This is a genomic window from Afipia sp. GW822-FHT04G07 (assembly GCF_058800765.1).
On record NZ_JBXAMP010000001.1, the window covers coordinates 3,199,050 to 3,224,752 of the forward strand.

Genomic DNA, 25,703 nt, shown 5'->3' on the forward strand with positions numbered 1-25,703 from the left:
TCGGGTCTGCGCTCACGATTTTCATCACACGCTTGTGCTCTCCAGCATGCAGACGCGTTGACCAACCACGCTGGTCGGCCGTTCGAACAATGACGTGGGGAGGAAACTGCAATGTGGAATCAAATTTATAATCCGCTGGGGAACGCTGCGCTGTCGACGATAGCAGCCGCCATCCCCGTTGTGACACTGCTGGTGCTGATCGCCAGCGGCAAGGTCAAGGCTCACATCGCCGCGATCATCGCTCTGATCGTCGCCAACATCATCACGATTTTTGTCTTTACCATGCCTGCCGGCATGTCGATCCGTGCGTCGCTGCTCGGCGTCGTGGTCGGATTCTTCCCGATCGGCTGGATCGTGCTCAACGTCATTTTCCTCTACCGCATCACGGTCGAGACCGGACGGTTCGAGCTGCTGCAACGTGCGATCGGCGGCGTCACCACCGACCGCCGTCTCCAGTTGCTGCTGATCGCGTTTTCGTTCGGCGCGTTCTTCGAAGGCGCGTCGGGCTTCGGCACGCCGGTCGCGATTACCGGTGCGGTCCTGATCGGTCTCGGCTTCTCGCCGCTTGCGGCGTCCGGCCTGTCGCTGATCGCCAACACCGCGCCGGTCGCCTACGGCGCACTCGGCACCCCGATCCAGGGCCTCGCGTCCGTCACCGGCTTCGATCCCTATGTTCTTGGTGCGATGGTCGGACGGCAACTGCCGTTCTTCTCGCTGCTGGTGCCGTTCTGGGTGATCTGGGCGTTCGCCGGATGGCGCGGCATGATGCAGGTGTGGCCGGCGATTCTGGTCACCGCGGTTTCGTTCGCGATTCCCCAGTTCGTGATCTCGAACTACATCAATCCCTGGATCGTCGATATCGGTGCATCGCTGATCTCGATGGGGGCGCTGATCCTGTTCCTGAAGGTCTGGCAGCCGAAGGAGCTGTGGCTGTCGCCTGTGCTGCGCGGCAAGGACGAATCGTCGGCGACGATGAAGGCGAACAAGCCACTGGATACGACCCCGCTGACGCAGGGCCAGCTCTGGAGCGCGATGCTGCCATGGATCATCGTCTGTATCGTGATGCTGATCTGGGGTAACGGGTCGTTCAAGACCTGGGCGAACTCGATCTTCACCTGGAACTACCCGGTTCCCGAACTGCACAACATGATCAACAAGGTGCCGCCGGTGGCCGCGAAGCCGACGCCGGAAGGCGCCGTGTTCTCGTTCACTTATTTGTCCTTCACTGGAACGGGCATGCTGATCGCGGCGATCATCTCCGGCTTCCTGATGGGCTTCTCGCCCGCCAAGCTGATTGGAGAGTATGGCCGCACCATCAAGGTCTGCGCGATCTCGCTGATCACGATTTCGGCGATGCTTGCGATCGGCACATTGACGCGCCTGTCGGGCGTCGATGCGACGCTCGGCCTCGCCTTCGCCGCGACCGGCGTGCTGTATCCGTTCTTCGGCACGCTGCTCGGATGGTTGGGCGTTGCGCTGACGGGGTCCGACACGGCATCGAACGTGCTGTTCGGCAACCTGCAGAAGATCACATCGGAACAGCTCGGCATTTCGCCGATCCTGATGGCGGCGGCGAACTCGTCCGGCGGCGTCATGGGCAAGATGATCGACGCCCAGTCGATCGTCGTGGCTTCGACCGCCACCAACTGGTACGGCCACGAAGGCACGATCCTTCGCTACGTGTTCTGGCACTCGATCGTGCTGGCATGTCTCGTCGGCTTCCTCGTGATGCTGCAAGCCTACGTCTATCCGTTCACTGCGATGGTACTGAAGTAACTCATCGCTGTTACGGCTCTCCACAAATCCCCGCGGCGCAAGCTGCGGGGATTTTCATTTGGCTTTTCTGTCCGTCATGCGCGCGCAATTTGGGCAGCGCGCGCACTGGAAAACAACTCTGCTAGCGTCTAGAACCTGCGCGAAATCGAAATTCGGGGTCATCAGTCATGACGATTTTGCGACACGCTGTATTCGGGCTTGCCGTCGCGGCGAGTGTGATCGGGCTTGCGCCGGCAAATGCCGCCAGCGAGTTTCCGTTCGGCGCTGAAATGACTCTGGACGTTGCGCCGCAGCCGGGATCGAAGAAAATTCCGACGCTCGAAATCGGCGACAAGGGCGAAGCCGTGCTCGATTTGTGGTGCAAGGCCGGCAAGGGCCAGTTCTCGGTGGCCAACGACACCGTCATCTTCGTGCCGGGTGTGCTGGAAGATCGCGGCTGCTCGCCTGCGCGTGCGCAAGCGGACGACGCGCTGGTTGCTACGTTGAGCGAAGCGGCGACCTGGAAGCGGCAGGGCGATTTCGTGTCGTTCGTCGGTGCAAAGACGTTGCGGTTCCGGCTGAACACGAACTGAGCGGCGGGTTTCAGCGCTCGCCGAGGATCATGTCGGCGCAGGCGCCTGCGGACTGGATCACGCCGGTGTAACCGCCGAATCCGGCATAGGCCGATGCAAGGTAAAGTCCCGGTATCGGCGTCGCGGGCGTGCGTTTCGGCGCGCCGAACAGCGAGCGCGGCGGCACGGGCGCGAAACCATAAACAGCGCCCAGCGGCGCGCCGAGATATGTCCGCACCGACAGCGCGGTGTTGAACGACGATGTCACGACGGCGCCCGCCAGTCCCGGATAGTGTGTGTCGAGATAGGCCACGATGGCGTCCTGCCACCGTGCGCGCTTGGCGCGATAGGCATCCTGATCGTCGCTGCCGTCCCAGTTCGACAACGCATCCGGCCCGACGACTGACAGAACATAAGGTGGCGCGGGCACGCCTGAATCGATCGCCGCATAGTCGACGACAGCGAGAGGCGGCATATGCCGATCGGGCTCGCCCGCCATCAGCGTCGTGGCAAGTGCGTAATCGCCGAGCGTGGTCATCCAGTCCGGCAGCACTTGCGTCGAATACCGCGCGATGCCGAACTCGCGCGGCGGCTTCGACAGGCCGAGCGTCAGCGCGAACAACGAAATCGATCGCGGGCGATTGCTGTAGGCGGCGTTCAGTTTCGCGCCGTCCGCATCGGGCAGCAGCGCGGCCAGCACCTCCGGCGCAGCGTTGCCGATGACGCGCGCGGCGTCCACGGTCTGCGGATCGCTGCCGTCTTTCGCCGTATGGGTGAGGCTGACGACGCGGCCTTGCGCATCGACGCCGATGTGGCTTGCGGCGCGGCGCAGGATGACGTCGCTGCCAGCAGTCTTGATGGCCCGCGCCAGCGCGCTGGAGAGCCGCTGCGATCCGCCCTGCACGTAGCGTCCGCCGCTCAGGAAGTAACTGCCCTGCGCCATCGCAAAGAACATCCACCACGTCGTGGCGGGGTCGTCGTGATAGTAGGACAGGTTGGCGGCGATGGCCGCTTTGACGGCTTCATTGTTGCCGAACACCCGGTCGAGCTTTTGCGACAGCGACAGGTTCCAGTCGCGGATTGCGGGCAACAGATTGCGCAGCGCGCCGAAGGCTTGCAGCGGTGTCCTGAAGGCTCGGCTGCCGCGCGACAGGGTCCCCATCGCGGAGGAGATTTTCTCCATCTCGCCCAGCAATCGCGCGATGCCGTCACGTGCTTCCGGGAATCGCTCCGTCAACGCTTGCCGGGCGGTGCCGAAATTGTCGGGCAGCGTGAGCGGCGCGCCGACCGGACCGCCGCGCACTTCGTAGAACGCGCCTGAGGGAATCCATTTCACAGCGTCGAGGACGCCGGCGCGCGTCAGCGGACCATGCTTGGGATCGCGCGGATCGTGCGGGTCGCTGGTTTCGTGCAGCGAGCCTTCGACGAACAGATCGCCGACCTTGTAGCTTGAGGCCGCGCCGCCGACCGAATTGCTGCGCTCGATCACGAGCACCTTGCGTCCAGCACGTGCGAGGATCGCGCCGGCGGTGAGACCCCCGAGGCCCGCGCCAATGATGACGGCATCATAGCGCGTCATGTTTTATCGGACCTTGTGGCGGGCGGACGCGGGGCGGTGGATTACTTCCATGACGCCTTGTCGGTGTCCCAGCGCTGCCCTTTCAACTCGGACGCGATCGCCTTGATCATGCCGTCGTCGTCATTGAACGTGCTTTCCTCCTCGCCGCCGGCGTTGTCCGCGAACTGCAATTGAGGACCGGCGCTCTCGTCGGTGGTCTTGCTGGTGGGAACGGCGAGCCAGACGATCATGCGGTCGGACCCGCCGGGTTTATCGGGACTGACCAGTGCCGTGATTTCCAGCGTTTCGGTCAGGTCGAGTGCAGGCGCCAACTGACTCGGACGCTTGATCGTGAAAGTCAGTTCGCCGGTCGTGTCGTTCCAGGTTGCCGTGCCTGGTTTCGCCGACATGACTTTCGCGGCCGTCGCGGCGATGGCGTTGGCGAATTTGTCCCGCTTCAGCTTTCCGCCTTCGCTCCAGTCGGCCGCGGCAAAGCGGATCGCGCGCTCCATGTCGTAGCTGCCGGAGGTCCAGCCCGCTGTCACCACGCCGGGCGACGTCTTCAGGCTCGCGACCAGGCCGGGTGCGCGCGCCGGATCGACCACCAGGCGCAGCACCTGTCCGCCCGAGCGCAGCGCGTTGCAATCGGTTGCGATGCTGTCGAGCGCGATCTGCACGTTCTGGCCTTTCAGACTCTTGACCAGATCGGCGAAATTCTCGCGCTTGACGCGGACAGCCACCGACTGCGGCGACACCTGCGTGAAATCCTTGGGCGCGTCGGAGAGGTCGTCATCGACCACCTGCGACTGCTGGAATTCCTTCTCATCGACATCGGAGTTGTCCGGCGACGATACGGAGTTCGGAACACCTCCCAAAGTGATCTTGCCGTCGAATGACGTGGACTTGCCGCCCTTGCGGATCAGGTTGACCGACACCGGGGTCTTGTTCTCGAAACTCTGTCCGCTGCCGCTGAGCTTCTCGCCCTCGACCTTCAGTTCGATGGCGAAGCGATCCTTGCGATCCGACGTGGTCGAGACCGAATAGCAGACGTCGAGCAGCGCCGAGACAAGCTTTCCGCCTGCGCGCGTTTCCTTGATGAAGGCATCGACCGGCAGGTCGCCGAGCAGGTCGCCCAGCGAATTGAAGTAGCGCACGCTGCCCTCGGGGGCAGCTTTCGCGTCTTTCGCCGTTTGGGCGTGGGTTGCCGACCACGATCCTGCGCTCACGAGAGCGACGGTGCAGCCAATCATCAATGCGCGCATGGAGTTTGATCCTGAACTTGATCCTGAATCGCAGGGGAGTGCGTCGAATGCGGACAATCTCAAAACCGGGACGGATTGTCGCGAAAATTCTTCAGAGGCTGAGGCAATAAAAAAGGCCGCCCGGAGGCGGCCTTTTGATGTCGTTGGGGTGAAAGCGACGGGCTTTAGAAGCCCATGCCGCCCATTCCGCCCATGCCACCCATTCCGCCGCCGCCCGGCATCGCCGGTGCTGCTTCCTTCGGCAGTTCGGCGACCATGGCTTCGGTGGTGACGAGAAGACCGGCGACAGAGGCTGCGTCCTGCAGGGCGGTACGAACCACCTTGGCGGGATCGATGATGCCCTTGGCGACCATGTCGACATACTCTTCGTTCTGCGCGTCGAAGCCGTAGGTCTCGGTCTTGTTGTCGAGGATCTTGCCGACAACGATGGAACCTTCGACGCCGGCGTTCTCGGCGATCTGGCGGATCGGAGCTTCCAGAGCCTTCAGCACGATGTTGATGCCGGCCTGAACGTCGGAGTTGTCGTTCTGGATGCGGCCGACGGCCTTCTTGGCGCGGAGCAGGGCAGTTCCGCCGCCCGGCACGATGCCTTCCTGAACGGCCGCACGGGTCGCGTTGAGCGCGTCCTCGACACGATCCTTCTTTTCCTTCACTTCGATCTCGGTCGCGCCGCCGACGCGAATGATCGCGACGCCGCCGGCGAGCTTGGCGAGACGCTCCTGAAGCTTCTCGCGGTCGTAGTCCGAGGTGGTTTCCTCGACCTGCGCCTTGATCTGGTTCACGCGCGCCTCGATGTCGGCCTTCTTGCCGGCGCCGTTGACGATGGTGGTGTTTTCCTTGTCGATCACGACCTTCTTCGCGCGGCCGAGCATCTTCACGGTGACGTTCTCGAGCTTCATGCCGAGATCGTCGGAAATCAGCTGGCCGCCGGTGAGGATCGCGATGTCTTCCAGCATGGCCTTGCGGCGATCGCCGAAGCCCGGAGCCTTGACGGCAGCGACCTTGAGGCCGCCGCGCAGACGGTTGACGACCAGCGTCGCGAGAGCTTCGCCTTCGATGTCTTCGGCGACGATCAGGAGCGGCTTGCCGGTCTGAACGACAGCTTCGAGCACGGGCAACATGGCCTGCAGGCCGGACAGCTTCTTCTCGTGCAGGAGGACATAGGCGTCTTCCAGCTCGGCTGTCATCTTCTCGGGGTTGGTGACGAAGTAGGGCGAGAGATAGCCGCGGTCGAACTGCATGCCTTCAACAATGTCGACTTCGGTTTCGAGCGCCTTGTTTTCCTCGACCGTAATGACGCCTTCGTTGCCGACCTTCTGCATCGCCTTGGCGATCATCGAGCCGATGTTGGAGTCGCCGTTGGCGGAAATGGTTCCGACCTGGGCGATTTCAGCCGAGGAAGCCACCGGCTTGGCGCGCTTTTCGATGTCCTTGACGACGGCCGTCACGGCGATGTCGATGCCGCGCTTGAGATCCATCGGGTTCATGCCGGCGGCGACGGACTTCGCGCCTTCGCGCACGATCGCCTGCGCCAGCACGGTGGCGGTGGTGGTGCCATCGCCCGCGGTGTCGTTGGTCTTGGAGGCGACTTCGCGCAGCATCTGCGCGCCCATGTTCTCGAACTTGTCTTCAAGTTCGATTTCCTTGGCGACGGTGACGCCGTCCTTGGTGATGCGCGGTGCGCCGAAGCTCTTGTCGATGACGACGTTGCGGCCCTTCGGACCGAGCGTCACCTTGACGGCGTTGGCGAGAATGTCGACGCCGCGCAGCATGCGATCGCGCGCGTCTCCGGAAAATTTAACGTCCTTGGCAGCCATGTGAGTTACTCCGAAATGGAAAGATTGTTTTGCGTCATGGCCGGGCTTGTCCCGGCCATCCACGTCGTCGGTCGATCAAGTCGTGGATGCCTGGATCAAGTCCGGGCATGACGACCGAGAGCGCCGCGTTTTTTGGTCGATCGCTTACTTCAGCACGCCCATGATGTCCGACTCCTTCATGATGAGGAGGTCTTCGCCGTCGAGCTTCACTTCGGTGCCCGACCACTTCCCGAACAACACGGTGTCGCCGACCTTGAGGTCGATCGGGATCAGCTTGCCGGCTTCGTCGCGGCCGCCGGGGCCGACGCCGACAACCTTGCCCTGCGAAGGCTTTTCCTTGGCGCTGTCGGGAATGATGATGCCGCCCTTGGTCTTTTCATCGGCGTCGATGCGCTTGACGACGACACGATCATGCAGCGGGCGAAAAGTTGTCTTGGCCATCGGGTATCCTCTAGACGTTGATTGCAAGATTTGACGTGCGGTGGAGCGCGGGCCGTGGATAATGGGCTAAGCTAACCCCTTGAGGGACCGAAGCCTTACCCTTAGCAATCACGCTCCAAGAGTGCTAATGACGGGTTCGGAATATGGGTTGCCGCCGATCCTGTCAAGCGAGGCCCTTAAGGCCTTGGTGAGGCCAATATAGGATGATCTGGAAACCATAAGAGGGGCGCGGGCGTATTTGATAACACCCCATCATCCGCTGTTGATGGCCCGGCTTGTCAGTCGGGCAAGCGGGGACCCAAGAATCTTGCCGGGAGACACCATGATCAAAGCGATCGAGCCATCTAACAGGTCCAAAATCACCACCTTGATGGCCGTCTCGGTGCTGTCGGGCTTTCTCGGCGCGTGCGGCGGCGGAGGGTTCGGCGGGTTCGGTGGTTTCGGCGGATCGCAGCCCACCGTGCAGGAACCCGGCGTGGCGCCTGACGTCCCGGCGACTATCCGATCCGATGAAATTGTCGGACGGTGGGGGCTCGCGTCGTTCCACAAACCGGAGGATCGCGCCCGCACTGAAGCGGCGGCGCGGGGCCAGTGCAAAAATCCCTATGTGATCGGGCAGGGCGCCACCGGTGGCGTCATCATGCATCTTCCGGACGAGGCCACACCGCAGGAGCTGCGCCTGAAGGGCAGCCAGAGCGGCAAGAACTACATCGGTCCGGCCGGTCCTGCTGGCGGGGAAAAGGATCGCGAGATTGTTTCCTTCGATGGACGGGTTCTGATGACGCGATTCATCGACAAGGACGCCTCGGGACGCTATGGAACAATGGTGTACGTCCGCTGCGCGCCGCGCGCCTGAGCAGCCGGCCTCAGCGTTGTCCTGACGACTGACCGCTCGCGCAGACGGGCGGCAAAAAAAGGAGGCCGGACTTCGGGTGCTGATCTCCGGCCCTTACCGCGCTGTCGGTGTTCTCTGCATTACGCAAATATTGGGCTGGGGCGCGCTGTTCTATCCGCCCGGGCTGACGATGCCGCACATCGCCGCCGCGCACGGCTGGTCGCTGGCGCAGGCGCTTTTCGGATTTTCCATCGCTCTGGGCGTTTCCGGTCTCGCCGCTCCGTTCGCCTGCGGCCTGGTCGAGCGCCATGGCGGGCATTTTATCATGGCAGGCGGCGCGTTGATCGGCGCGCTCGGGCTCGTAATTCTTCCGCTGACCGACCAGTACTGGCTTTATCTCGCAAGCTGGGTGCTGCTCGGCCTCGCGATGGCCTGCAATCTCTACGACCCCGCCTTCACGGCGCTGGCGCGTATTTTCGGAATGGCCTCGCGGCGGCCGATTACGCTGGTGACCTTCGTCGGCGGTCTTGCGTCCACTCTTTCATGGCCGACGACCCAGTTGCTGATCTCGCATGGCGGCTGGCGCAGCGTCTATTTCGTATTCGCCGGTGTGATGGCGTTCATCGTCGCGCCGCTTTATGCCTTCGTGCTGCCGCGCAACGCGGTCTACGTGCCGGTGCCCGTCGCTGAGGGCGCCGTGCCGGTGAAACCTGCGAAGATCATACCGGCCGCCGGTGTACCATTCATTCTGATGGCGGCGGGATTTGCAGCCCACGCCTTCGTGCAATCCGGAACGCTGGCGCATTTGCTGACGATCCTGCAGCGCGGCGGGATCGATGCGGGAACTGCGGTGGTCATCGGCGCGCTGTTCGGGCCGGCGCAGGTGCTCACACGGATTGCGGACTTTGTATCGGGCGGGCGGCTGCATCCGCTCTGGGTCGCACGGATAGCCATGGCGCTGATGGCCTGCGCATTCACTCTTCTGGTGGCGATCGGCATTTCGCCTGCCGTCGCGACGGTGTTCGCGCTGATGTTCGGCGCGGCCAATGGCGTTGTCACCATCGCGCGCGGCGCGTTGCCGCTGGCGCTGTTCGGGCCTGTGGGATACGGCCGCGTGGTGGGCCGGATCGCGCGGCCCGCGCAGATGTGTCAGGCGTTCGCGCCGTTCGCGCTGGCCTATGTCATCGACCGGTGGTCGGGACCGGTTGCGCTGGAAATGCTGATCGCGATGGCGCTGCTGGCGCTCGGCTGTTTCATCGCGATCCGGCGGCCGTCCTGAAAAGAAAAACCCGGAGCGATCTCCGGGTTTCTTTCGTCACAAGCTGTTCGATATTTTTAGTTGAACATCGCGTCGATGTCGTCCTGCGACGCGTGACCCACCTCATCATCGACGGCCTTCGGACCGTTCAACAGGCGGGCGTCGCCGACGCGCGTATCGATGATGGCCGGCGCGTGCTGCTTGATCGCATCGACGCCGCCCCAGATGTCCATCATGACCGTGATGTGATGTTCGATGAATTTCATCGTGGCCATCACCTTGCTGATGCGCTGGCCGGTGAGATCCTGGAAGTTGCAGGCCTCAAAAATGCCGACCACGCGATCCTGAATTTCCTCGCTCAGTATGGCCTGCTGATCCGGCGACATCGGCTTGCCGAGCGCGCTCGCCGCCTGATCGATCGCTTCCGCGGCTTCGAGAATCTGCTGGGTGGCCTGTTCGGTGCCGCCGACGACGGCGCCGAGTTCGCCCGTCACCTTGGACATCTCGTCGCCGCTGAAGCTCTTGCCGTGCAGCACGGCGATTTCCTGCTTGGTGCGGTTGATGGCATCGTGAATGAGATCAAGCTCGACCTTCAGCTTTTCACACTGTTCGATCTGGGCGCGATAGCTGCCGAGCAGCTGCTGGGCTGCCGTCAGTTCCTTCGACGACGGCGTATCGTCCTGCTCCGCGACCACGCCGTTACGGTGAGACGCCATCTGCGCGCGAATGGCGCGCAACTCGCTCATGATCTGATGATGATGCGGGTTGATGTCGCCCGCTTCGTGATCGAGCATCGGCATATCGCCGGACTGGATCGTCTCAATACGAAATCGTTTACGCTGAACAGCCATCGGTCTCACTCCCTGATGAGGCGTTGTAACCCGGCGGCATTTAACGCGAAGTTTCAGACGGAACCGCGGGCCGCTGAAAGCGGGCAGCGGCGCATACCAACGATTAACCATGTAGCGTCCGCGTTCATCCAAAATAAACGCTACCGCGAAGAACACCGCTCATTTGCGGACGTGGTGAATCCCAAACCCGTTTTCATTTACCAAACTGAGGCGATTTAAAACTTAAATGGTTCCTGTTCAGGCGCGCAGTCCGCGCGTCAACGACGAAACAGTGCAGAGTACGTCGATGTTCAGAAAAATGTCCCTCGCGCTTGTCGCCGGCGCAGTGTGTTTCGGCGCCGGTTCATTTCAAGCCTTCGCTTTCGAAGACGACATGCCGGGAGCTGAGCCCCGCGTGATTTACGCACAGACACCGCCGATGCCGATCCGGGTCGCTTATAACGAGCGATCCAATATGGGCGGCGGCTTCATCGAATTCCTTTTCAGCGGCGGTCAGCCGGGCGATTCCGGTTACGCGCAGCCGCGTCAGGATCCGCGCTACGAGCAAATGCCGTCACGCGGCGGACTGCCGCCGATGGACCCGCAGTATCGTCAGGACATGCGGCAGGGCGACGTTTCGATCGAGCCCGGCCGACCGGGGATGGATCCGAAATTCGAGAAGCAGGTGGTCGAGTATAGCGGCCGGCACGCGCCCGGAACGCTGGTGATCGATACGCCGAACAAGTTCCTCTATCTGGTGCAGGGTGGCGGCAAGGCGCTGCGCTACGGCATCGGCGTCGGCAAGCCGGGCTTCACCTGGTCAGGCGTGAAGACGATCTCGGCCAAGAAGGAATGGCCGGCCTGGACGCCGCCAGCTGAAATGCTCAAGCGCCGTCCGGATCTGCCGCGGCATATGGAAGGCGGCCCGGAAAATCCGCTCGGCGCCCGCGCGATGTATCTCGGCACCTCGCTCTATCGCATTCATGGCTCCAACGAGCCCTGGACCATCGGCACCAACGTATCGTCAGGCTGCATCCGGATGCGCAATGAGGACGTGATCGATCTCTACGGCCGCGTTCCTGTCGGCACGCGCGTTGTCGTGATCTGAGCGAAACTGAACTTGTAAAAAAAACGGCCGCTGGATTCAGCGGCCGTTTTCGTTTGTCGCCGGAGATATCGATCAGGCGAAATCGCTGTCGCCGTCGTCGAAGTCACCGGAATCGTAATCGTCGTCGTCATCCTGATCCTGGTCTTGATCCTGATCGGCATCGGCCTGCGCCTGATCGTAGGAATTCTGGCGCTGGCCGGCGTCGCCGCTTCTGCCGACATCGTTGACGCCGGCATCGCGGGCGAGATTGCCCGAGGACGAACTGTTGTCCCACGGCATCTTGCTGCCACCGGCATCGGCGGTGTTGCCGAGACTCTGCTGATTTCCACCGCCACCCATCAGGCCCTTGATGCTGTTCATCAGCATCGAGCCCCCGATCACGCCGGCTGCGGTTGCCGCCGCCGTACCGAGGAACGATCCACCGCCACCGGGATTTCCGCCGCCGAAAAGTCCGCCGCCCGGATTGCCGGACCTTGGATCGTTCATGCGCGGATCGTTGCCCAGGCGGGCGTCCGCCTGCTCGAGCGCCTGACCGCTGTTCCAGACCGGACCGCGTTGCGCGCCTTCACCGGGGCGGATGCTCGGTACCGAACCGCGGCCCTGACCGGGTCCGAGAATCGCGTCGCGCATCGAATCCAGAAAGCCGCCGGATGGACGCGGTTCCTGTTGGCCGCCTTCCAGTTCCTGAATGCGGGCACTGGCGCGCTTCAGGGCCTCGTCCTGGACGAGCGCGGTTTGCACCAGCGCATAGACGGCATTGGGCGCACGACGCAAACCCTGCGCGATCGCAGCGTCGGCGTCGGGCTCGCGCGGAGAGCTTTCGAGCTTGGCGAGACGGTCGAACAGATCGTCAACCAGTTGGCGTTCCTGCGGCGTCATGACGTCCTCCTGAAGCATCCGGCACGCGGATGCGCGTCATGATGTAGGGCCGCATTGTGTCGGGTTAAGTCCCGGACAGAATTAAATTTAGGAAAGCCGCTCATCGCGGTGCGACAAAAAGACTTAAGGCGCGCAATGAACCCTTATGCCCGCTGCAGCGTGACGTTGCTTGCCGCGAGCAGGCGAGGGAAATCGTCGCCTGCGAGAAACGCAAACTCGCGCTCCCGCTGATGGGTGACGTTGTCGAGACTGACGAGCGTGTCGTCGACAAATCCCGGATGGCACATCACAAGGCCGCCATCGGGCAGGCCGTCGAGAAATCCCTGCATCGCCGTGCCGAACTCACCACCGCGCACCATGTCGTAGGCGCCCGCGAAACCCGGATTGAACGAAATGCCCGCGCGCGCACTCTTTCTGCGGAACGTCTCGCTCAGCACATCGAGCAGCAGCGCCTTCGGGTTGCCGAGCCGTTGCGACAGCGGCAGGTTGCGCCCGCATTGCCGCACCCATGCTCCGGGTGCAGCATCTTTGACTGCGGCAAGAAATGCGTCGCGCACTTGCGGAAACAGTTGCACGTGCTGGTGGCCGTCGACGTAATCCGGCGCGCGGTTGAACATCTGCCGGAAGGCCGCGATCTGCGCCAGCAGTTCGGCCTGAATGATTTCGGCATCGAGCCGCCGGAACAGACTGGCGCGCAACAGCCGTCCAAGCGGCCAGAATTGTCCGCCGTCGAGCGGCCTGAAGTGCATGGTCAACGGGCTGAACGGCGCGGTGAGCGTGGCATGCAGCCCGATCGCGCAGTCCGTGTTTGCCGCAACCGCCTGCGTCAGTGCGTCGATCTCGGCGCGGTCCACCGCTGCGCCGACCACCATGACGGACGTCGCGTTGATTCTTTTTTGTACGATGAGATCGCGGATCGCGCGATTGACGCCGGGGCTCATTCCGTAATCGTCGGCGCACAGCCAGATACGGCGCGGCGGCGTCTCCACGGTCATTCAGCCGCAGTCTGTGGCGTCTTGTCGGCGGCGGTTGAGGCCTCGGCGCTTTTCACGCTGTGCTCCGCGACGAAGTAGATCGGCCGCGCCTTGATCTCGGACAGGATCTTGCCGATGTACTCGCCCATCACGCCGATCATGATGAGCTGCACGCCGCCGATGGTCATCAGGCCGACCACAAGCGACGGATAACCGGGGACGGATTTGCCGCTGACGACGGTCTCCCACAGGATCGACAGGCCGAACAGGAACGCGACGAAGGCCAGCAGCAGCCCGAGCAGGCTCGCGACCCGCAGCGGCGCCACCGAGAACGAGGTCAGGCCTTCGATGGAAAGGCCGAGCAACCGGCCCGGACTGAACGTCGTGACGCCGTGCGCGCGGGCCTCGGGTTCGTAGTCGACCCGCAATTGCTTGAAGCCGATCCAGCTTGCGAGCCCCTTGAAGAAGCGGTTGCGTTCGGGAAGCTGCTTCAGGGCTGCGGCGGCGCGGGGCGACAGCAGGCGGAAGTCGCCCGCGTCTTCCGGAATTTTCTGCCGTGCGCCCCAGTTGATGAGCGTGTAAAATGTGCGCACGCTCAAGCGCCGCAGGATGGATTCGTTATCGCGGTGCGCCTTGGCCGTATAGACGACGTCGTAGCCGTCCACGATCCAGTGGCTGACCAGCCGCTCCACCAGTTCAGGCGCGTGCTGGCCGTCGCCGTCCATGAACAGCACCGCGCCGCGCCGGGCATGATCCAGCCCCGCCATCAGCGCCGCTTCCTTGCCGAAGTTGCGCGACAGCGACACCACCTGCACGTCGATCGCCGTGGGCGGCAGGCCGCGCGCAATGCTCAGCGTCGTGTCGGTCGAGCCGTCGTCCACATAGACGACTTCACATGCGAGATTGTGCTTTCGCTTCAGCGAACCGGCGAGCACGCAAAGACGCTCATGCAGCAGGGCAAGGCCCGCCGCCTCGTTGAAGACGGGCACGACAATCGACAGGCCTTGCGCGCGGCCTGTGCCCGACAGATTTGAGACATCGCTACTCGGCGTCATCGATCAGCTTCCAGAAATATCCTGTCGACCATCATATGGTAATCGCCGTGCGCTGTCGCCACGGTCGCAGAACGTCTGCGGTGTCGGTTGCAGCGCCGCGAGCCAAAGGCCCCGCCTCTCATTGTCCCAGGAAAGCCTGAAGTTTGGCGAAAAGCGGATTCTCGCGATCGAACACATACTCCAGCGAAGCGATCGAGACGGTTTCCGCGCCGTGATCGCGCAGGAAACTGCCCAGCGCATAAAGCTGCGCCGGCGGACAGTGCAAGGTCACCATGCCCGACGAGGTCGGCCCGCCGAACGGCGACACCACGCCGAACCTGTTGTGGGCCTCGGCGAGCAGTGCATCGTTGCAGGCCGCGAAACGGGTGCGGACTTCCTTGTATTTGCGGGCGCGGGCGCTGGCCGCGATGTGGTCGAGAATGATCCGCGCGGTCTCGCGGGCCTCCGGCGACCAGTCGGCGTCGCGCGAGGCCACGAGATTGGCGTGGCTGCGCAGCATCACGCCGTCGTCGAGCACCTTCAGCCCGTTGGCGACGAGCGTGGCGCCGGTGGTGGTGATGTCGACAATCAACTCGGCCGTTCCCGCGGCTGGCGCGCCTTCGGTGGCGCCGGCGCTTTCCACGATGCGGTAATCGACGACGCCATGGGTGGCGAAGAAGTTGCGTGTCAGGTTGATGTATTTGGTTGCCACCCGCATCCGGTGATTGTGCCGCGCGCGGAACGAGGTCGCGACGTCGTCAAGGTCCGCCATGGTGCGGACGTCGATCCACGCCTGCGGCACGGCCACGACGACATTGGCGCTGCCGAAGCCAAGGCTTTCGATCAGCATGACGCGCTTGTCCGCATCGTGAATGCTTTCGCGGATCAGATCCTCGCCGGTGATGCCGAGATGCACCGCGCCGCGCGCGAGTTGTGCGGCAATCTCGCTGGCGGACAGATAGGCGATCTCGACATTGTCGAGGCAGGCGATGGTGCCGCGATAGTCGCGGGCGCCGCGCGGCTTCGCCAGCGTCAGGTTGGCCTGTGCGAAGAAGGCTTCGGCGTTTTCCTGCAAGCGTCCCTTCGATGGGACGGCGACGACGAACGGCGTGCTCATGCGGCGCTCCCTTGCGAAAGCGCTTCGATCCAGATCGAGAATCCCACGGCCGGAATCGGCTCGCGCGCGCCGAGCCGCGTCAGCAATCCGTCATAGCGCCCGCCGCCGACCAGCGGCTCCGTGCCGCTGCCTCTGGCGTGCAGTTCAAACTCGAAGCCCGTGTAGTAATCGAGGCCGCGTCCGAAGGCGGTGGAGAAACGAATGGCTTTGGTGTCGATGCCGCGTGCGGCCATGAACCCGGTGCGGCTTTCAAACAGGTCAATGGCCGCGGTGAGGTCGAGTTTGGCGTCCGACGCCAGCGCGCGCAGTTGTGCGGCGGCGTCATCCGGCTCGCCGGCGATGCCGAGGAAGCGTTCGATCAGTTGCAGTGCGTCGCGTGGCAGTGCGCCGCCCTTGAGCGTCGATTGTTCGAGGAAGCGGTCGGCGATTTCCGACACGGTGCGGCCGCCGACATTGCTGGTGCCGGCGATCGACATCAGGTCGGTGACCAGCGCCAGCGCAGCCTTGCGGTCGGAGCCGGCGAGCGCCGCAAGCACGCCTTCATATTCGTTGCGGGTCTTGCCGGTTTCCAGCGTTAGGCGCTGCAAATCCTCGGCGAGACTAATCTTGCGGTTGAAATCCTTGATGAGCCGGCGTTTCCACACCGGGTAGAGATCGAGCGCGTCGATCAGCGCCGAGAACAAGGCGACATCGCCGGTGCGAATATCGACGCCGGTCACGCCGAATGCGGACGCGGCTTCAAGACCGAGCGCCAGCATTTCGGCGTCGGCGGCGGCGCGATCCTTGCGGCCGAACGATTCGACGCCGGCCTGATTGAATTCGCTGGCCTGGCCGCCGCGAAAGCGAAACACCGGACCGAGATAATAAAATCCTGCGGGCGCTCCCACGCGCTTCGATGCGAGATATTCCCGCGCCACCGGAATGGTGAGATCCGGGCGCAGGCACAGCTCCTCGCCCGTGGCGTCGGAGGTCAGATAGAGACTCTTGCGGATGTCTTCGCCGGACAGATCGAGAAACGGCTCGGCCGGTTGCAGGATCGGCGGCCGCGCATGGGTGTAGCCAGCCCGCGCATATGTCTGCAGCAGGGCGTCCGCCTGTGCGGCGGACCCGGTCGCGGTTGCGGCACTGGTCTGGCTCATTATTCGGTATCCAACGGGGGTAAAGGCTTGAATCGGCAGTCCCTTAGCACGGGAATGACGGGGTTTCGACGACGATCCGGAAAAGGGCTTAATGAGAGGTCTTCCGGAATGCAACCTCAGCGTGTATTCGATTGTCCCCAATCGCCGACTGCCGCCTGCACGACGGCGAGCGCCGCGACCGCCGCAGTGTCGGCGCGCAGGATTCGCGGACCCAGCGCGAGGCGCACGATGCGCGGCTGCTTCGACAGCAGCACGCGTTCGTCCTCGGCAAATCCGCCTTCGGGGCCGATCAGCACATCGGTACCGCCCGCATGGCCGGCGCGGGCCTGCGCAAGGGCGGCGACAGGATCGGCGGTCGGCGCTTCCTCGTCGCAGAACGCCAGCAGACGCTGGCCGTCGCGTGCGTTCAGATAGCGCTCAAGCGGTTCGGGATCGCGGACCTCGGCGAGGCTGAGGATGCCGCATTGCTCGGCAGCCTCGATGACATTGGCGCGCATCCGTTCGGTGTTGACGCGGCTCGCCTGTGTGAATCGCGTCGTCACCGGCCGGAGCGCTGCGACCCCCATTTCAACGGCTTTCTGAACCATGTAGTCGAGCCGCGCGTGCTTCAGCGGCGCGAACACGTAATGCAGATCGGGCAGACCATCCTGCGCGCGGGTCTGGCTGACGATTTCGGCGCGGTCCGGCCGCTTGCGGCCCGCGAGCGTGGCCTGCCATTCGCCATCACGGCCGTTGAAGACCAGCACGGTGTCGCCAGCCGCGAGCCGCAACACGTTACCGAGATAATTGGACTGGTCGCGATCGAGCGCGATGCCCATTCCCGCCAAGAGCGGAGCATCAACGAAAAGGCGGGGGCTGCGAAAATCGAGTTTGGGCATCATGCGGGTCCGTTCATGTTCCGACTTCTAGCCCAATGAATGCGGATTAGCAGCCACTTACGCGGCGAACCGCCGCGCTGTCGCCAAATTCGACGGGTTGTTAACGGCAGGCGGGAATCGTAAAACATCATCCAGGGACACTGGAACCCGCCGGAGGAGAATCCGTGACCGCCCACCGTCTTATTCTATCGCTGGCTGCCGCCGCGCTCGTCATGCATGTCGCGGACGTCCGCGCGCAGGGCGCATTTCCGGCGCCGCTGCCGGGACAGGCTGCGCCTGCCCCTTCGCCATTTCCTCCCGTGGGCGGTGCGCCTGCGGCGTCGCCGTTCCCGCCCGTGAACGGCGCAGCGGCTGCGCCCCCGCAACCTGCCCCTTCCTCAAATGCATTCTCGACCGGCGCGGCGCCGGTCGGCGGCGGCGGCTTCGGAATGCCGCAGCAGCAAGCCGGTCCTCCACCCGGCGCGGAAGAGTGTCAGACCGGCTTCGCGCCGCTGCGCAAGGATGCCGAAGCCAAGGCCAACGCGATCAAGGCTGCCGGCAAGCGCAAGGCTCCTCCGCAGGAGGCCTGCAAGCTGATCGGCAGTTTCGCGCAGGCCGAAGTGAGGATGATCAAGTTCGTCGAAGGCAATGCGAAAAAGTGCGGCATCCCTCCGAATGTCGGCGAGCAGATGAAGAAGGGCCATGCCGGCACCGAGCAGTTGCTGGCGAAAGTCTGTGCCGCCGCAGCGCAGGGCCCAGTCGGTCCAGCGGGCCCGAGCCTGAGCGAAGCGCTCGGCTCCGCCTCGCTTCCGGAAGCCAAATCCATGAAGAAGGGCGGCAGCACCTTCGACACGCTGAACGGCAACGTCCTCACCCGGTGATTTGCCTGGAGCGCGCTCCGAGCTAAAAGGCACAGACCTAAAAGGCTTAGAGCAGAAGGCTTGGGATGAGCAACGCCGCAGCCCCCGTCGCCGACTCCACCGCGAATTGGGTCGATACCCATGCGCCGCTCTGGATGCGGCCCTATCTGCGCCTCTCGCGTTTCGACCGCCCGATCGGATGGTGGCTGTTGCTGATGCCGTGCTGGTGGTCGGCGGCATTGGCCGCGGGCATCGCCCATGACGTGCGCGGTCTGCCGCTTGTCATCGTGTTGTTTCTGATCGGCGCGATGGTGATGCGCGGCGCGGGCTGCACCTGGAACGACATCACGGACCGGGATCTCGATAACCAGGTCGAGCGCACCCGGTCGCGGCCGATCCCGTCGGGTCAGGTGACGGTGGCACAGGCCGCGATTTTTCTGGTGATCCAGGCGCTGGTCGGGCTTGCGGTGCTGCTGCAGTTCAACCGCTTCGCGATCATGACCGGCATCGCCTCGCTCGTGATCGTCGCGGTCTATCCCTTCATGAAGCGCATTACCTACTGGCCTCAGGCGACCCTTGGTCTTGCGTTCTCATGGGGAGCGCTGATGGGCTTTGCGGTTATTCTTGGCCGCATCGATGCGACGGCGCTCATCCTCTATGCAGGATCGATCGCCTGGGTCATCGCCTACGATACAATTTACGCCCATCAGGACACCGAGGATGACGTGCTGGTCGGCATCAAGTCGACGGCGCTGTTGTTCGGCGAACGGACGCAGGCCGCGCTGACGATTTTTTATGGCCTTGCCGTGCTGCTGATCGGCATGGCGCTGTGGCGCGCCGGCTCGCAATGGCTGGCCTGGGTGGGACTGGCGGCGTTTGCGGCGCATCTGGTCTGGCAGGTCCGGACGATCCGGATCGGCGACTCGGCGTTGTGCCTGCGGCTGTTCAAGTCGAACCGCGACGCGGGTCTGCTGCTGTTCGCCGGATTGCTGGCGGACGCGGTGCTGCGCAGTTCCTGATTTTCAGTGCCGCGCGATGATCTCGCGCTCGCCGCGGTGAATGGATTGTTCTGTCGTTACGCGACCGGCCTTGCGGCGCACCAGAAATTTCGGGCGGCGGTCCTTGATGACATTGCGGCGGCGGCGGCGAGGCGCCGGTCGGCGCGCAGCGTCGTCTTCGTTCTCGATCTGAGGCAATGCGAACAGATCGCCCCACATCTGCCACGCCAGATCGAGTTGCAATTCGTCAGCCGTCACGAGCAGCGGCACCGACAGCGACGGATCGTGATGGACCAGCACCAGCGCGTGTCCGTCATTCGTCTCGCGGCACGCGATGCCGAGAAAGTCGCTGACGCGGACATTGATCGCCATGCGCATGCCGCCAACGGCACGGCGCACGGTGACACGCTCGCGGTGGATTTCGATATGCCTGACGCCGCCATCAGCGCGGCCATCGCGCGCCTCAAAGCTGACCGGCAAAGAATGGGGGTCGAGCTGCAACATGCAGCTCGACCCGACGGGTTGCGCCCCGCCGACTCCGAATTGACGCCTCACGGCTTTTATCTCCCACGCCGGAATTATGTTCCCGGTCGATGGGTGGACGATGCCAGAGCGGCGTCGGAATCCGCTTAAGAAGGCTGGTTAATCCTATCTCACCGGCATTGCTTCACTTCTCATGATTGACGAGAGGTTGGCGCAGATGATTGACGAGACCTTGCCAGGCTATGCCAAATATCTTTGCCGGAAGGCGGCGAAAACGCTTGAAGTCCGCATAAAACAGGCACATCTCATGATATATTGCATTCGCCGCTAAGTCTCATCAATCCAGACGTTCGAATCAAGCTTCGGGAATTTGTTCGTGAACTCTTCACCAAACGCGCGGGTCTCCTCTTCGTTGTCTTCTTCGAAGCCGTCGTCGGCGAAATCAACAACATCCGAACTTCTCGATCAGAGCGCATTAAGCGCATTGGCGCAGCGGCTCGTTGAAGCAGCGAAACGCGCGGGCGCGGATGCTGCCGACGCGGTCGCGGTGCGCGGCGTGTCGCAAGGCGTCGAGATTCGCGACGGCAAGGTTGAAGCATCGGAGCGTTCCGAAGGAGATGACGTCGGACTGCGCGTGTTCGTCGGAAAGCGTCAGGCCGTCATCTCCACCAACGACATCAGCGGCGACGGCGCCGCGAAGCTTGCCGAGCGCGCGGTGGCGATGGCGAAGGTCGCACCCGATGACGACTATGTCGGCCTTGCCGATCCGTCCTTGCTAGCGAAGCAGTTTCCGGATCTCGATCTGCTCGATCCGCAGGTGCCGTCTGTCGAGGAACTGGAGCGGCGCGCGCAGGAAGCCGAAGCCGCGGGACTTGCCGTCAAGGGTGTGTCGAAATCCTCAGGCGCGGCGGCCTCCGCCGGTATCGGCGGCATGGTGCTCGTGACTTCGACCGGCTTCCACGGATCCTATCTGCGGTCGAGCCAGGGCATCTCGATGACGGCGATTGCCGGTGAAGGCACCGGCATGGAACGTGACTATGATTTCACGTCGGCGATTCATGTCGGCGATCTGGCGTCACCGGCGAGCGTCGGGCGTCTGGCGGGCGAGCGCACCGTGGCGCGGCTCAATCCGCGCAAGGTTGCGACCTGCAAGGTGCCGGTGGTGTTCGATCCGCGCGTTTCGGGATCGCTGGTCGGCCATCTGGTCGGCGCGGTGAACGGGGCATCGATCGCACGCAAGACGAGTTTTCTGAAAGACCGTCTCGGCCAGCAATTGTTCGACAGCAGCATCCGCATCATCGACGATCCGCTGCGTGTGCGCGGCCTGCGGTCGCAATCGTTCGACGCCGAAGGCGTGGCGACAAAAAAACTTGCGATCATCGATGGCGGAGTGCTGACGACATGGCTGCTGGATTCAGCAACCGCAAAGGAGCTCGGCATGGCCACCACGGGTCATGCCCATCGCGGCGTGTCGTCGTCGCCTTCGCCCGGGCCCTACAATCTTCATCTTGAAGCCGGCAAAGCCACGCCTGCCGAGTTGATGTCGGATATCAAGGAAGGCTTCTACGTCACCGACCTGATCGGCTCGGGCGTCAACGGTGTCACCGGCGACTATAGCCGGGGCGCGGCGGGTTTCTGGATCGAGAACGGCGAACTGACCTATGCGGTCAGCGAGGTGACCATCGCGGGCCATCTGTTCGAGATTTTCAAGTCGATGATTCCGGCCAACGATCTCGTTTTCAAGTACGGCGTCAACGCGCCGACGGTGCGTATCGAAGGATTGACGATTGCCGGGCGCTGACCTCGAGTTTGCAGGCGCTGCCCTGACGCGCGATGCCGCCTTGCTTGAGGGCGTGGTGCGCGAGGCCGGCGCGCTCGCGCTCAGTCTGTTCCGCACCGAATTGAAAACCTGGATCAAGGGCAAGTCGTCGCCGGTGTCCGAGGCCGATATCGCGGTCAACGATCTGATCGAGACCCGGCTGCGCGCCGCGACACCGGATTACGGATGGCTGTCGGAAGAGAGCGAGGACGATTCCTCGCGGCTCGGCAAATCGCCGACATGGATCGTCGATCCGATCGACGGCACGCGCGCCTATCTCGCACGTCAGGACGACTGGTCGGTGAGTATCGCGCTGGTTGCGGACGGTTCGCCGGTATTGGGTGCGGTGTTTGCGCCGGCCAGCGATGAGTTCTTTTTTGCAACGCGCGGGCGCGGCACCGTGCTGAACGGTCTGCCGATCACAGCAGCGCCGGGGGCCGCCATCGATTTTCCAAAAATTGCCGGACCGAAGCCGCTGGTCGAGCGTCTCGGCGGCATGAAGGACGGCGAAAGCCTTTATCCACGGATCGGATCGCTGGCGTTGCGGCTGGTAAGGGTGGCGGAAGGGCGGCTTGATGCCGCGTTTGCAGGCGGGAATAGCCGCGACTGGGACCTTGCCGCGGCCGATTTAATCGTGCACGAAGCAGGCGGGGAAATGACCACACTGGCTGGCGAACGACTGGTTTACAATCAGGCCGACGTTCGTCATGGATTGCTGGTGGCGGCGGGACGTGCGCGCCATGCGCATATCGTCAAGCACTTTCGGGACAACCCGATTTTGTAATGCTTGTGTCCTTATTTGGTGCTTGAATTCAAAGTGCCGGTCATCGCTTTGGGAATGTGACTCATGTCCGAAACTGTGCAACCGCAGTTGCTTCACCTCGTTATCGGCGGCGAACTGCTCGACCTCGATCACGTGACATTCAAGGATCTCGACAAGGTCGAGGTCGTCGGCCTGTTTCCGAACTACGCCACGGCCCATATGGCATGGAAGGCGAAGGCCCAGCAGAGCGTCGATAACGCGCACATGCGTTATTTCATCGTCCATCTCCACCGGCTGCTCGACCCCGCCAACGATGCGAAGTCCGCCCGTTGAAATCCGCACTTCGAAAGCTAGGCCGCGCAAGCTGGCTGCATCGTGCTGCCGGCTTCACCGCCGCCGAGTTCCTGCGGCTGGTGTGGTGGACCAACCGTTTCAGCATCGATCCGCCGGACGCATACGAGCGACTCGAGCCGGACATGCCGCTGATCATCGCGTTCTGGCACGGCCAGCATTTCATGATGCCGTTCCTGAAGCGCAAGCAGTATCCGGCCAAGGTTTTGATTTCGCGCCATCGTGATGGTGAGATCAATGCCATCGCGGCGGAACGGCTCGATGTCGGAACCGTGCGCGGATCCGGCGATCATGGCACGTCGTTTCACCGCAAGGGCGGCGTCAGCGCGTTCAAGGCGATGCTGCGCACGCTGGACGAGAAGATCAACATGGCCTTGACCGCCGACGTGCCGAAGGTGTCGCGCAAGGCGGGACTTGGCATCATCATGCTGGCGCGGGAATCGGGCCGTCCGATCTTGCCGGTGGCGATCGCCACCAGCCGCTTCAAGCGTCTCAACAACTGGGACCGCTCGGTCATTCATTTGCCATTCGGGCGCGGCGTCATCTCGGTCGGCGAGATTATCAGGGTGCCGCCCGACGCGGACAACGAGGCGATGCAGATGCTGCGCGCGCAACTCGAAACACGGCTCAACGACGTGACGCGTCGCGCCTATCAGATCGTCGGCCGGCCGGATGAGGGCATCCATGCCTAGCGCGCTCCCCGCGACGCTTGCGGCGTACCGGCGGCTTTCGGCGATGGCCGCGCCGCTGGTGTCTCCGCTGATCGCGCGGCGGCTGAAGCAAGGCAAGGAAGATCCAGCGCGGATCGGCGAACGCCGGGGTGTCGCAAGCGCAGCCCGCCCACCGGGACCCCTGATCTGGATTCACGGCGCGAGCGTCGGCGAGGTTCTGGCGGCGGCCGGCCTGATCGAGCGGTTGCGGGCGTTGAACGTCCGCATCCTGCTGACCTCCGGAACGGTGACGTCGGCGGATATTGTCGCACGGCGGTTTCCGCCCGACGTCATCCACCAGTTTGTGCCGTTCGATTCGCCGCGCTTCGTTTCGGCGTTTCTCGATCACTGGAAACCTGGCCTCGCACTGTTCATCGAGTCGGATATCTGGCCCAATCTGATTATGTCGAGCGCCGAGCGGCGCATTCCGATGGTGATCATCAACGGCCGCATGTCGCCGCGTTCGTTTCCGCGCTGGAGTAAACTGCGCGGCACGATCTCCGCGCTGCTGCAATGCTTCGATCTTTGCCTCGCGCAGTCCGACAGCGACGCCGAGCGTTTCGCGGCATTGGGTTGTCCGAATGTCGTGACGTCCGGGAATCTCAAGCTGGACGTCGAAAATCTGCCGGCGGATGTGAAGAAACTCGAGCGCCTCAAGGAGGCCGTGCAGCGCCGGCAGGTGTTCGTCGCGGCGTCCACCCATCCCGGCGAGGAGGAAGCGGTTCTCGACGCGCACCGGCGTCTCGCGCCGCGGTTTCCCCAACTGCTGAGCGTGATCGTGCCGCGTCATCCGCAGCGCGGCGTCGCCATCGCGAAAATGCTGACGGCGGCCGGAATGCGGGTGGCCTTGCGCTCGCAGGATGAACTGCCCGGCGGCGGCACGGATATCTATGTCGCAGATACGCTCGGCGAACTCGGACTGTTCTATCGGATCGCGCCGGTGGTGTTCATGGGCGGATCGCTGGTGGCGCACGGCGGACAGAATCCGATCGAGGGCATCAAGCTTGGTGCTTCGATCCTGCACGGGCCGCATGTCTTCAATTTCAGCGACATTTATGAAGCGCTCGATCAGGCCGGCGGCGCCATCCGCGCCGAGACCGACGAGGACTTCGTGCGGTCGCTCGGCCACTTGCTGGTCAACCCGATCGCGCGGCAGCGATCGGTCGGCGTTGCCGAGCAGGTGGTGGGCCGGCTCGGCGGCGCGCTCGACAAGACGCTCAGTGCGCTCGAGCCGTACTTGTTGCAGTTGCGGCTGGAGGGAGGGGGCTCCGATGCGTGAGCCGGCCTTCTGGTATCGGCCGCCATCGTTGATGTCGCGATTGCTTGCGCCGCTTGGCGCGATTTACGGCGCCGTCAGCGCGCGGCGCATGGCGCGCGCCGGTGCATCGGCCGGACTGCCCGTCATTTGTGTCGGCAATTATCATGTCGGCGGCGCGGGCAAGACACCCACAACACTGGCGCTTGTGCAAACCCTGCGCGGAATGGGCGAACAGCCCTTCGTCGTCAGCCGCGGTTACGGCGGCACCATTCAGGGTCCGGTTCGTGCCGATCTGTCGCTGCACACCGCCGCGGACGTCGGCGACGAACCGCTGATGATGGCCGCATTCGTGCCGGTCATCGTTTCGCGCGATCGCGTCGCCGGAGCGGCCCTCGCGCGCGGACAGGGGGCGAGCGTGGTCGTGCTTGACGACGGATTCCAGAACCCCGCGCTGGTGAAGGATGTGTCCCTGATCGTGATCGATGCGGCGCGCGGCGTCGGCAACGGTTGCGTGTTTCCGGCCGGGCCGCTGCGCGCGCCTCTGCCGCCGCAGATCGTGCGCACTGATGCGTTGGTCGTGATCGGGGAGGGACAGGCTGCCACTCCGGTCGCCGATGCCGTCACCGCGCGGGGCGCGCCGGTTCTGCACGCGCGTCTTGCACCCGATGAGGAATCGATTTCAGGGCTGCGCAATCAGCGCGTGCTGGCTTTCGCGGGGATCGGCGATCCGGAGCGGTTCTTCGCCACGCTGCGCAAGGGCGGCGCGACCGTGATCGAGGAACGAGCGTTCGACGATCATCATCCGTTTACGCCGGGCGAGATCGAACGCCTGGTGTCGGAGGCGGCGGAACAATCGCTCACGCTGGTGACGACCGAAAAGGACATGGCGCGTATCCGCAGCGACGCACGGCTCGCGCGTCATGCGGACAATATCCGCGTCCTTGCGGTCACGCTGGAATTCAGTGATGAAGCGGCGTTGCGGAATTTCGTGGCGGCGCGGCTGGCGAAAGCACGCGCGCGATAGG

25 protein-coding genes are annotated in these 25,703 nt (G+C 63.6%); 13 read left to right on the forward strand and 12 right to left on the reverse strand.

Annotated features, from left to right (window positions below):
- The first annotated feature begins 111 nt into the window (after positions 1–111).
- Positions 112–1,776, forward strand: a complete 1,665-nt coding sequence (locus tag AC1RKJ_RS15665) for an L-lactate permease (RefSeq protein ID WP_492791843.1) — start codon at positions 112–114, stop codon at positions 1,774–1,776.
- A 167-nt stretch (positions 1,777–1,943) separates the two neighbouring features.
- Entirely contained in the window at positions 1,944–2,348 is a 405-nt protein-coding gene (locus AC1RKJ_RS15670; protein ID WP_492791844.1) for an META domain-containing protein, read from the forward strand.
- 10 nt (positions 2,349–2,358) lie between these two features.
- Here AC1RKJ_RS15670 and AC1RKJ_RS15675 read toward each other — a convergent pair whose 3' ends face one another.
- From AC1RKJ_RS15675 to AC1RKJ_RS15690, 4 genes are all read right to left on the reverse strand, one after another.
- Positions 2,359–3,906: a phytoene desaturase family protein gene (locus tag AC1RKJ_RS15675; RefSeq protein ID WP_492791845.1), complete on the reverse strand. Its 1,548-nt coding sequence runs from the start codon at positions 3,904–3,906 to the stop codon at positions 2,359–2,361.
- Between the two features lie 41 nt (positions 3,907–3,947).
- Positions 3,948–5,147, reverse strand: coding sequence for a hypothetical protein (locus AC1RKJ_RS15680; protein ID WP_492791846.1), 1,200 nt, complete (start codon positions 5,145–5,147; stop codon positions 3,948–3,950).
- Between the two features lie 164 nt (positions 5,148–5,311).
- Positions 5,312–6,964: a chaperonin GroEL gene (groL, locus tag AC1RKJ_RS15685; RefSeq protein ID WP_492791847.1), complete on the reverse strand. Its 1,653-nt coding sequence runs from the start codon at positions 6,962–6,964 to the stop codon at positions 5,312–5,314.
- A 144-nt stretch (positions 6,965–7,108) separates the two neighbouring features.
- Positions 7,109–7,405, reverse strand: a complete 297-nt coding sequence (locus tag AC1RKJ_RS15690; protein ID WP_492791848.1) for a co-chaperone GroES — start codon at positions 7,403–7,405, stop codon at positions 7,109–7,111.
- 322 nt (positions 7,406–7,727) lie between these two features.
- On the opposite strand from AC1RKJ_RS15690, the gene AC1RKJ_RS15695 reads away from it, so the two are divergent.
- Both AC1RKJ_RS15695 and AC1RKJ_RS15700 read left to right on the forward strand, forming a co-directional pair.
- Complete coding sequence (locus tag AC1RKJ_RS15695) at positions 7,728–8,261, forward strand: hypothetical protein (RefSeq protein ID WP_492791849.1); 534 nt, start codon at positions 7,728–7,730, stop codon at positions 8,259–8,261.
- A gap of 76 nt (positions 8,262–8,337) precedes the next feature.
- Positions 8,338–9,519: an MFS transporter gene (locus tag AC1RKJ_RS15700; RefSeq protein ID WP_492791850.1), complete on the forward strand. Its 1,182-nt coding sequence runs from the start codon at positions 8,338–8,340 to the stop codon at positions 9,517–9,519.
- A 56-nt stretch (positions 9,520–9,575) separates the two neighbouring features.
- Here AC1RKJ_RS15700 and AC1RKJ_RS15705 read toward each other — a convergent pair whose 3' ends face one another.
- A complete protein-coding gene (locus AC1RKJ_RS15705; RefSeq protein ID WP_492791851.1) occupies positions 9,576–10,349 on the reverse strand; it encodes a protein phosphatase CheZ in 774 nt (257 codons plus the stop codon).
- Positions 10,350–10,635: 286 nt separating this feature from the next.
- Here AC1RKJ_RS15705 and AC1RKJ_RS15710 point away from each other — a divergent pair, with 286 nt between their 5' ends.
- Positions 10,636–11,436 (forward strand): L,D-transpeptidase, encoded by an 801-nt coding sequence (locus AC1RKJ_RS15710; protein ID WP_492791852.1) that lies wholly within the window; start codon positions 10,636–10,638, stop codon positions 11,434–11,436.
- A gap of 72 nt (positions 11,437–11,508) precedes the next feature.
- Here the strand turns inward: AC1RKJ_RS15710 and AC1RKJ_RS15715 are convergent, their stop codons facing one another.
- From AC1RKJ_RS15715 to AC1RKJ_RS15740, 6 genes are all read right to left on the reverse strand, one after another.
- Positions 11,509–12,315, reverse strand: a complete 807-nt coding sequence (locus tag AC1RKJ_RS15715; protein WP_492791853.1) for a DUF2076 domain-containing protein — start codon at positions 12,313–12,315, stop codon at positions 11,509–11,511.
- A gap of 143 nt (positions 12,316–12,458) precedes the next feature.
- Positions 12,459–13,310 carry a ChbG/HpnK family deacetylase gene (locus AC1RKJ_RS15720; RefSeq protein ID WP_492791854.1) on the reverse strand — a complete coding sequence of 284 codons (852 nt, stop codon included), beginning with the start codon at positions 13,308–13,310 and terminating at the stop codon, positions 12,459–12,461.
- On the reverse strand, positions 13,307–14,344 hold the full coding sequence (locus AC1RKJ_RS15725) for a glycosyltransferase family 2 protein (protein WP_492791855.1): 1,038 nt from the start codon (positions 14,342–14,344) through the stop codon (positions 13,307–13,309). The genes AC1RKJ_RS15720 and AC1RKJ_RS15725 overlap by 4 nt, the downstream gene beginning before the upstream one ends.
- A 118-nt stretch (positions 14,345–14,462) precedes the next feature.
- Positions 14,463–15,440 carry an ATP phosphoribosyltransferase gene (gene hisG / locus AC1RKJ_RS15730; RefSeq protein WP_492791856.1) on the reverse strand — a complete coding sequence of 326 codons (978 nt, stop codon included), beginning with the start codon at positions 15,438–15,440 and terminating at the stop codon, positions 14,463–14,465.
- Positions 15,437–16,579 (reverse strand): ATP phosphoribosyltransferase regulatory subunit, encoded by a 1,143-nt coding sequence (locus tag AC1RKJ_RS15735; RefSeq protein WP_492791857.1) that lies wholly within the window; start codon positions 16,577–16,579, stop codon positions 15,437–15,439. The genes hisG and AC1RKJ_RS15735 overlap by 4 nt, the downstream gene beginning before the upstream one ends.
- 116 nt (positions 16,580–16,695) lie before the next feature.
- Positions 16,696–17,457 (reverse strand): 16S rRNA (uracil(1498)-N(3))-methyltransferase, encoded by a 762-nt coding sequence (locus tag AC1RKJ_RS15740; RefSeq protein WP_492792767.1) that lies wholly within the window; start codon positions 17,455–17,457, stop codon positions 16,696–16,698.
- 164 nt (positions 17,458–17,621) lie between these two features.
- On the opposite strand from AC1RKJ_RS15740, the gene AC1RKJ_RS15745 reads away from it, so the two are divergent.
- Together AC1RKJ_RS15745 and ubiA are read left to right on the forward strand one after the other, a co-directional pair.
- Positions 17,622–18,317 (forward strand): hypothetical protein, encoded by a 696-nt coding sequence (locus AC1RKJ_RS15745; protein ID WP_492791858.1) that lies wholly within the window; start codon positions 17,622–17,624, stop codon positions 18,315–18,317.
- Positions 18,318–18,382: 65 nt separating this feature from the next.
- A complete protein-coding gene (gene ubiA / locus AC1RKJ_RS15750; protein ID WP_492791859.1) occupies positions 18,383–19,315 on the forward strand; it encodes a 4-hydroxybenzoate octaprenyltransferase in 933 nt (310 codons plus the stop codon).
- A 3-nt stretch (positions 19,316–19,318) separates the two neighbouring features.
- On the opposite strand, the gene AC1RKJ_RS15755 is transcribed toward ubiA, so the two are convergent.
- The gene (locus AC1RKJ_RS15755; protein WP_492791860.1) at positions 19,319–19,849 is read right to left on the reverse strand and encodes a DUF6101 family protein; all 531 of its coding nucleotides are present in this window, start codon (positions 19,847–19,849) and stop codon (positions 19,319–19,321) included.
- Between the two features lie 304 nt (positions 19,850–20,153).
- Between AC1RKJ_RS15755 and AC1RKJ_RS15760 the strand changes: the two genes are divergently transcribed.
- The 6 genes from AC1RKJ_RS15760 to lpxK all read left to right on the forward strand — a co-directional run bounded on the left by AC1RKJ_RS15760 (position 20,154) and on the right by lpxK (position 25,702).
- On the forward strand, positions 20,154–21,578 hold the full coding sequence (locus AC1RKJ_RS15760; protein ID WP_492791861.1) for a TldD/PmbA family protein: 1,425 nt from the start codon (positions 20,154–20,156) through the stop codon (positions 21,576–21,578).
- Positions 21,565–22,380: a 3'(2'),5'-bisphosphate nucleotidase CysQ gene (locus AC1RKJ_RS15765; RefSeq protein WP_492791862.1), complete on the forward strand. Its 816-nt coding sequence runs from the start codon at positions 21,565–21,567 to the stop codon at positions 22,378–22,380. The genes AC1RKJ_RS15760 and AC1RKJ_RS15765 overlap by 14 nt, the downstream gene beginning before the upstream one ends.
- Positions 22,381–22,443: 63 nt before the next feature.
- The gene (locus tag AC1RKJ_RS15770) at positions 22,444–22,692 is read left to right on the forward strand and encodes a DUF4170 domain-containing protein (protein ID WP_492791863.1); all 249 of its coding nucleotides are present in this window, start codon (positions 22,444–22,446) and stop codon (positions 22,690–22,692) included.
- Positions 22,689–23,402 (forward strand): lysophospholipid acyltransferase family protein, encoded by a 714-nt coding sequence (locus tag AC1RKJ_RS15775; RefSeq protein ID WP_492791864.1) that lies wholly within the window; start codon positions 22,689–22,691, stop codon positions 23,400–23,402. Before AC1RKJ_RS15770 ends, AC1RKJ_RS15775 begins: the two co-directional genes overlap by 4 nt.
- Entirely contained in the window at positions 23,395–24,699 is a 1,305-nt protein-coding gene (locus AC1RKJ_RS15780) for a 3-deoxy-D-manno-octulosonic acid transferase (protein WP_492791865.1), read from the forward strand. The genes AC1RKJ_RS15775 and AC1RKJ_RS15780 overlap by 8 nt, the downstream gene beginning before the upstream one ends.
- Positions 24,692–25,702: a tetraacyldisaccharide 4'-kinase gene (gene lpxK, locus AC1RKJ_RS15785; protein WP_492791866.1), complete on the forward strand. Its 1,011-nt coding sequence runs from the start codon at positions 24,692–24,694 to the stop codon at positions 25,700–25,702. The genes AC1RKJ_RS15780 and lpxK overlap by 8 nt, the downstream gene beginning before the upstream one ends.
- The last annotated feature ends 1 nt before the right edge of the window (position 25,703 follow it).

What these genes read in the sequence shown, in the direction of transcription:
- AC1RKJ_RS15675 (WP_492791845.1), bottom strand. Translation starts at nt 3,906, where the DNA reads ATGACGCGCTATGATGCCGTCATCATTGGCGCGGGCCTCGGGGGTCTC.
- AC1RKJ_RS15720 (WP_492791854.1), bottom strand. Translation starts at nt 13,310, where the DNA reads ATGACCGTGGAGACGCCGCCGCGCCGTATCTGGCTGTGCGCCGACGAT.
- AC1RKJ_RS15690 (WP_492791848.1), bottom strand. Translation starts at nt 7,405, where the DNA reads ATGGCCAAGACAACTTTTCGCCCGCTGCATGATCGTGTCGTCGTCAAG.
- AC1RKJ_RS15705 (WP_492791851.1), bottom strand. Translation starts at nt 10,349, where the DNA reads ATGGCTGTTCAGCGTAAACGATTTCGTATTGAGACGATCCAGTCCGGC.
- AC1RKJ_RS15715 (WP_492791853.1), bottom strand. Translation starts at nt 12,315, where the DNA reads ATGACGCCGCAGGAACGCCAACTGGTTGACGATCTGTTCGACCGTCTC.
- AC1RKJ_RS15740 (WP_492792767.1), bottom strand. Translation starts at nt 17,457, where the DNA reads ATGCCCAAACTCGATTTTCGCAGCCCCCGCCTTTTCGTTGATGCTCCG.
- AC1RKJ_RS15680 (WP_492791846.1), bottom strand. Translation starts at nt 5,147, where the DNA reads ATGCGCGCATTGATGATTGGCTGCACCGTCGCTCTCGTGAGCGCAGGA.
- AC1RKJ_RS15735 (WP_492791857.1), bottom strand. Translation starts at nt 16,579, where the DNA reads ATGAGCCAGACCAGTGCCGCAACCGCGACCGGGTCCGCCGCACAGGCG.
- AC1RKJ_RS15780 (WP_492791865.1), top strand. Translation starts at nt 23,395, where the DNA reads ATGCCTAGCGCGCTCCCCGCGACGCTTGCGGCGTACCGGCGGCTTTCG.
- AC1RKJ_RS15665 (WP_492791843.1), top strand. Translation starts at nt 112, where the DNA reads ATGTGGAATCAAATTTATAATCCGCTGGGGAACGCTGCGCTGTCGACG.
- ubiA (WP_492791859.1), top strand. Translation starts at nt 18,383, where the DNA reads ATGAGCAACGCCGCAGCCCCCGTCGCCGACTCCACCGCGAATTGGGTC.
- AC1RKJ_RS15695 (WP_492791849.1), top strand. Translation starts at nt 7,728, where the DNA reads ATGATCAAAGCGATCGAGCCATCTAACAGGTCCAAAATCACCACCTTG.
- groL (WP_492791847.1), bottom strand. Translation starts at nt 6,964, where the DNA reads ATGGCTGCCAAGGACGTTAAATTTTCCGGAGACGCGCGCGATCGCATG.
- AC1RKJ_RS15725 (WP_492791855.1), bottom strand. Translation starts at nt 14,344, where the DNA reads ATGACGCCGAGTAGCGATGTCTCAAATCTGTCGGGCACAGGCCGCGCG.
- AC1RKJ_RS15710 (WP_492791852.1), top strand. Translation starts at nt 10,636, where the DNA reads ATGTTCAGAAAAATGTCCCTCGCGCTTGTCGCCGGCGCAGTGTGTTTC.
- AC1RKJ_RS15670 (WP_492791844.1), top strand. Translation starts at nt 1,944, where the DNA reads ATGACGATTTTGCGACACGCTGTATTCGGGCTTGCCGTCGCGGCGAGT.
- AC1RKJ_RS15770 (WP_492791863.1), top strand. Translation starts at nt 22,444, where the DNA reads ATGTCCGAAACTGTGCAACCGCAGTTGCTTCACCTCGTTATCGGCGGC.
- lpxK (WP_492791866.1), top strand. Translation starts at nt 24,692, where the DNA reads ATGCGTGAGCCGGCCTTCTGGTATCGGCCGCCATCGTTGATGTCGCGA.
- hisG (WP_492791856.1), bottom strand. Translation starts at nt 15,440, where the DNA reads ATGAGCACGCCGTTCGTCGTCGCCGTCCCATCGAAGGGACGCTTGCAG.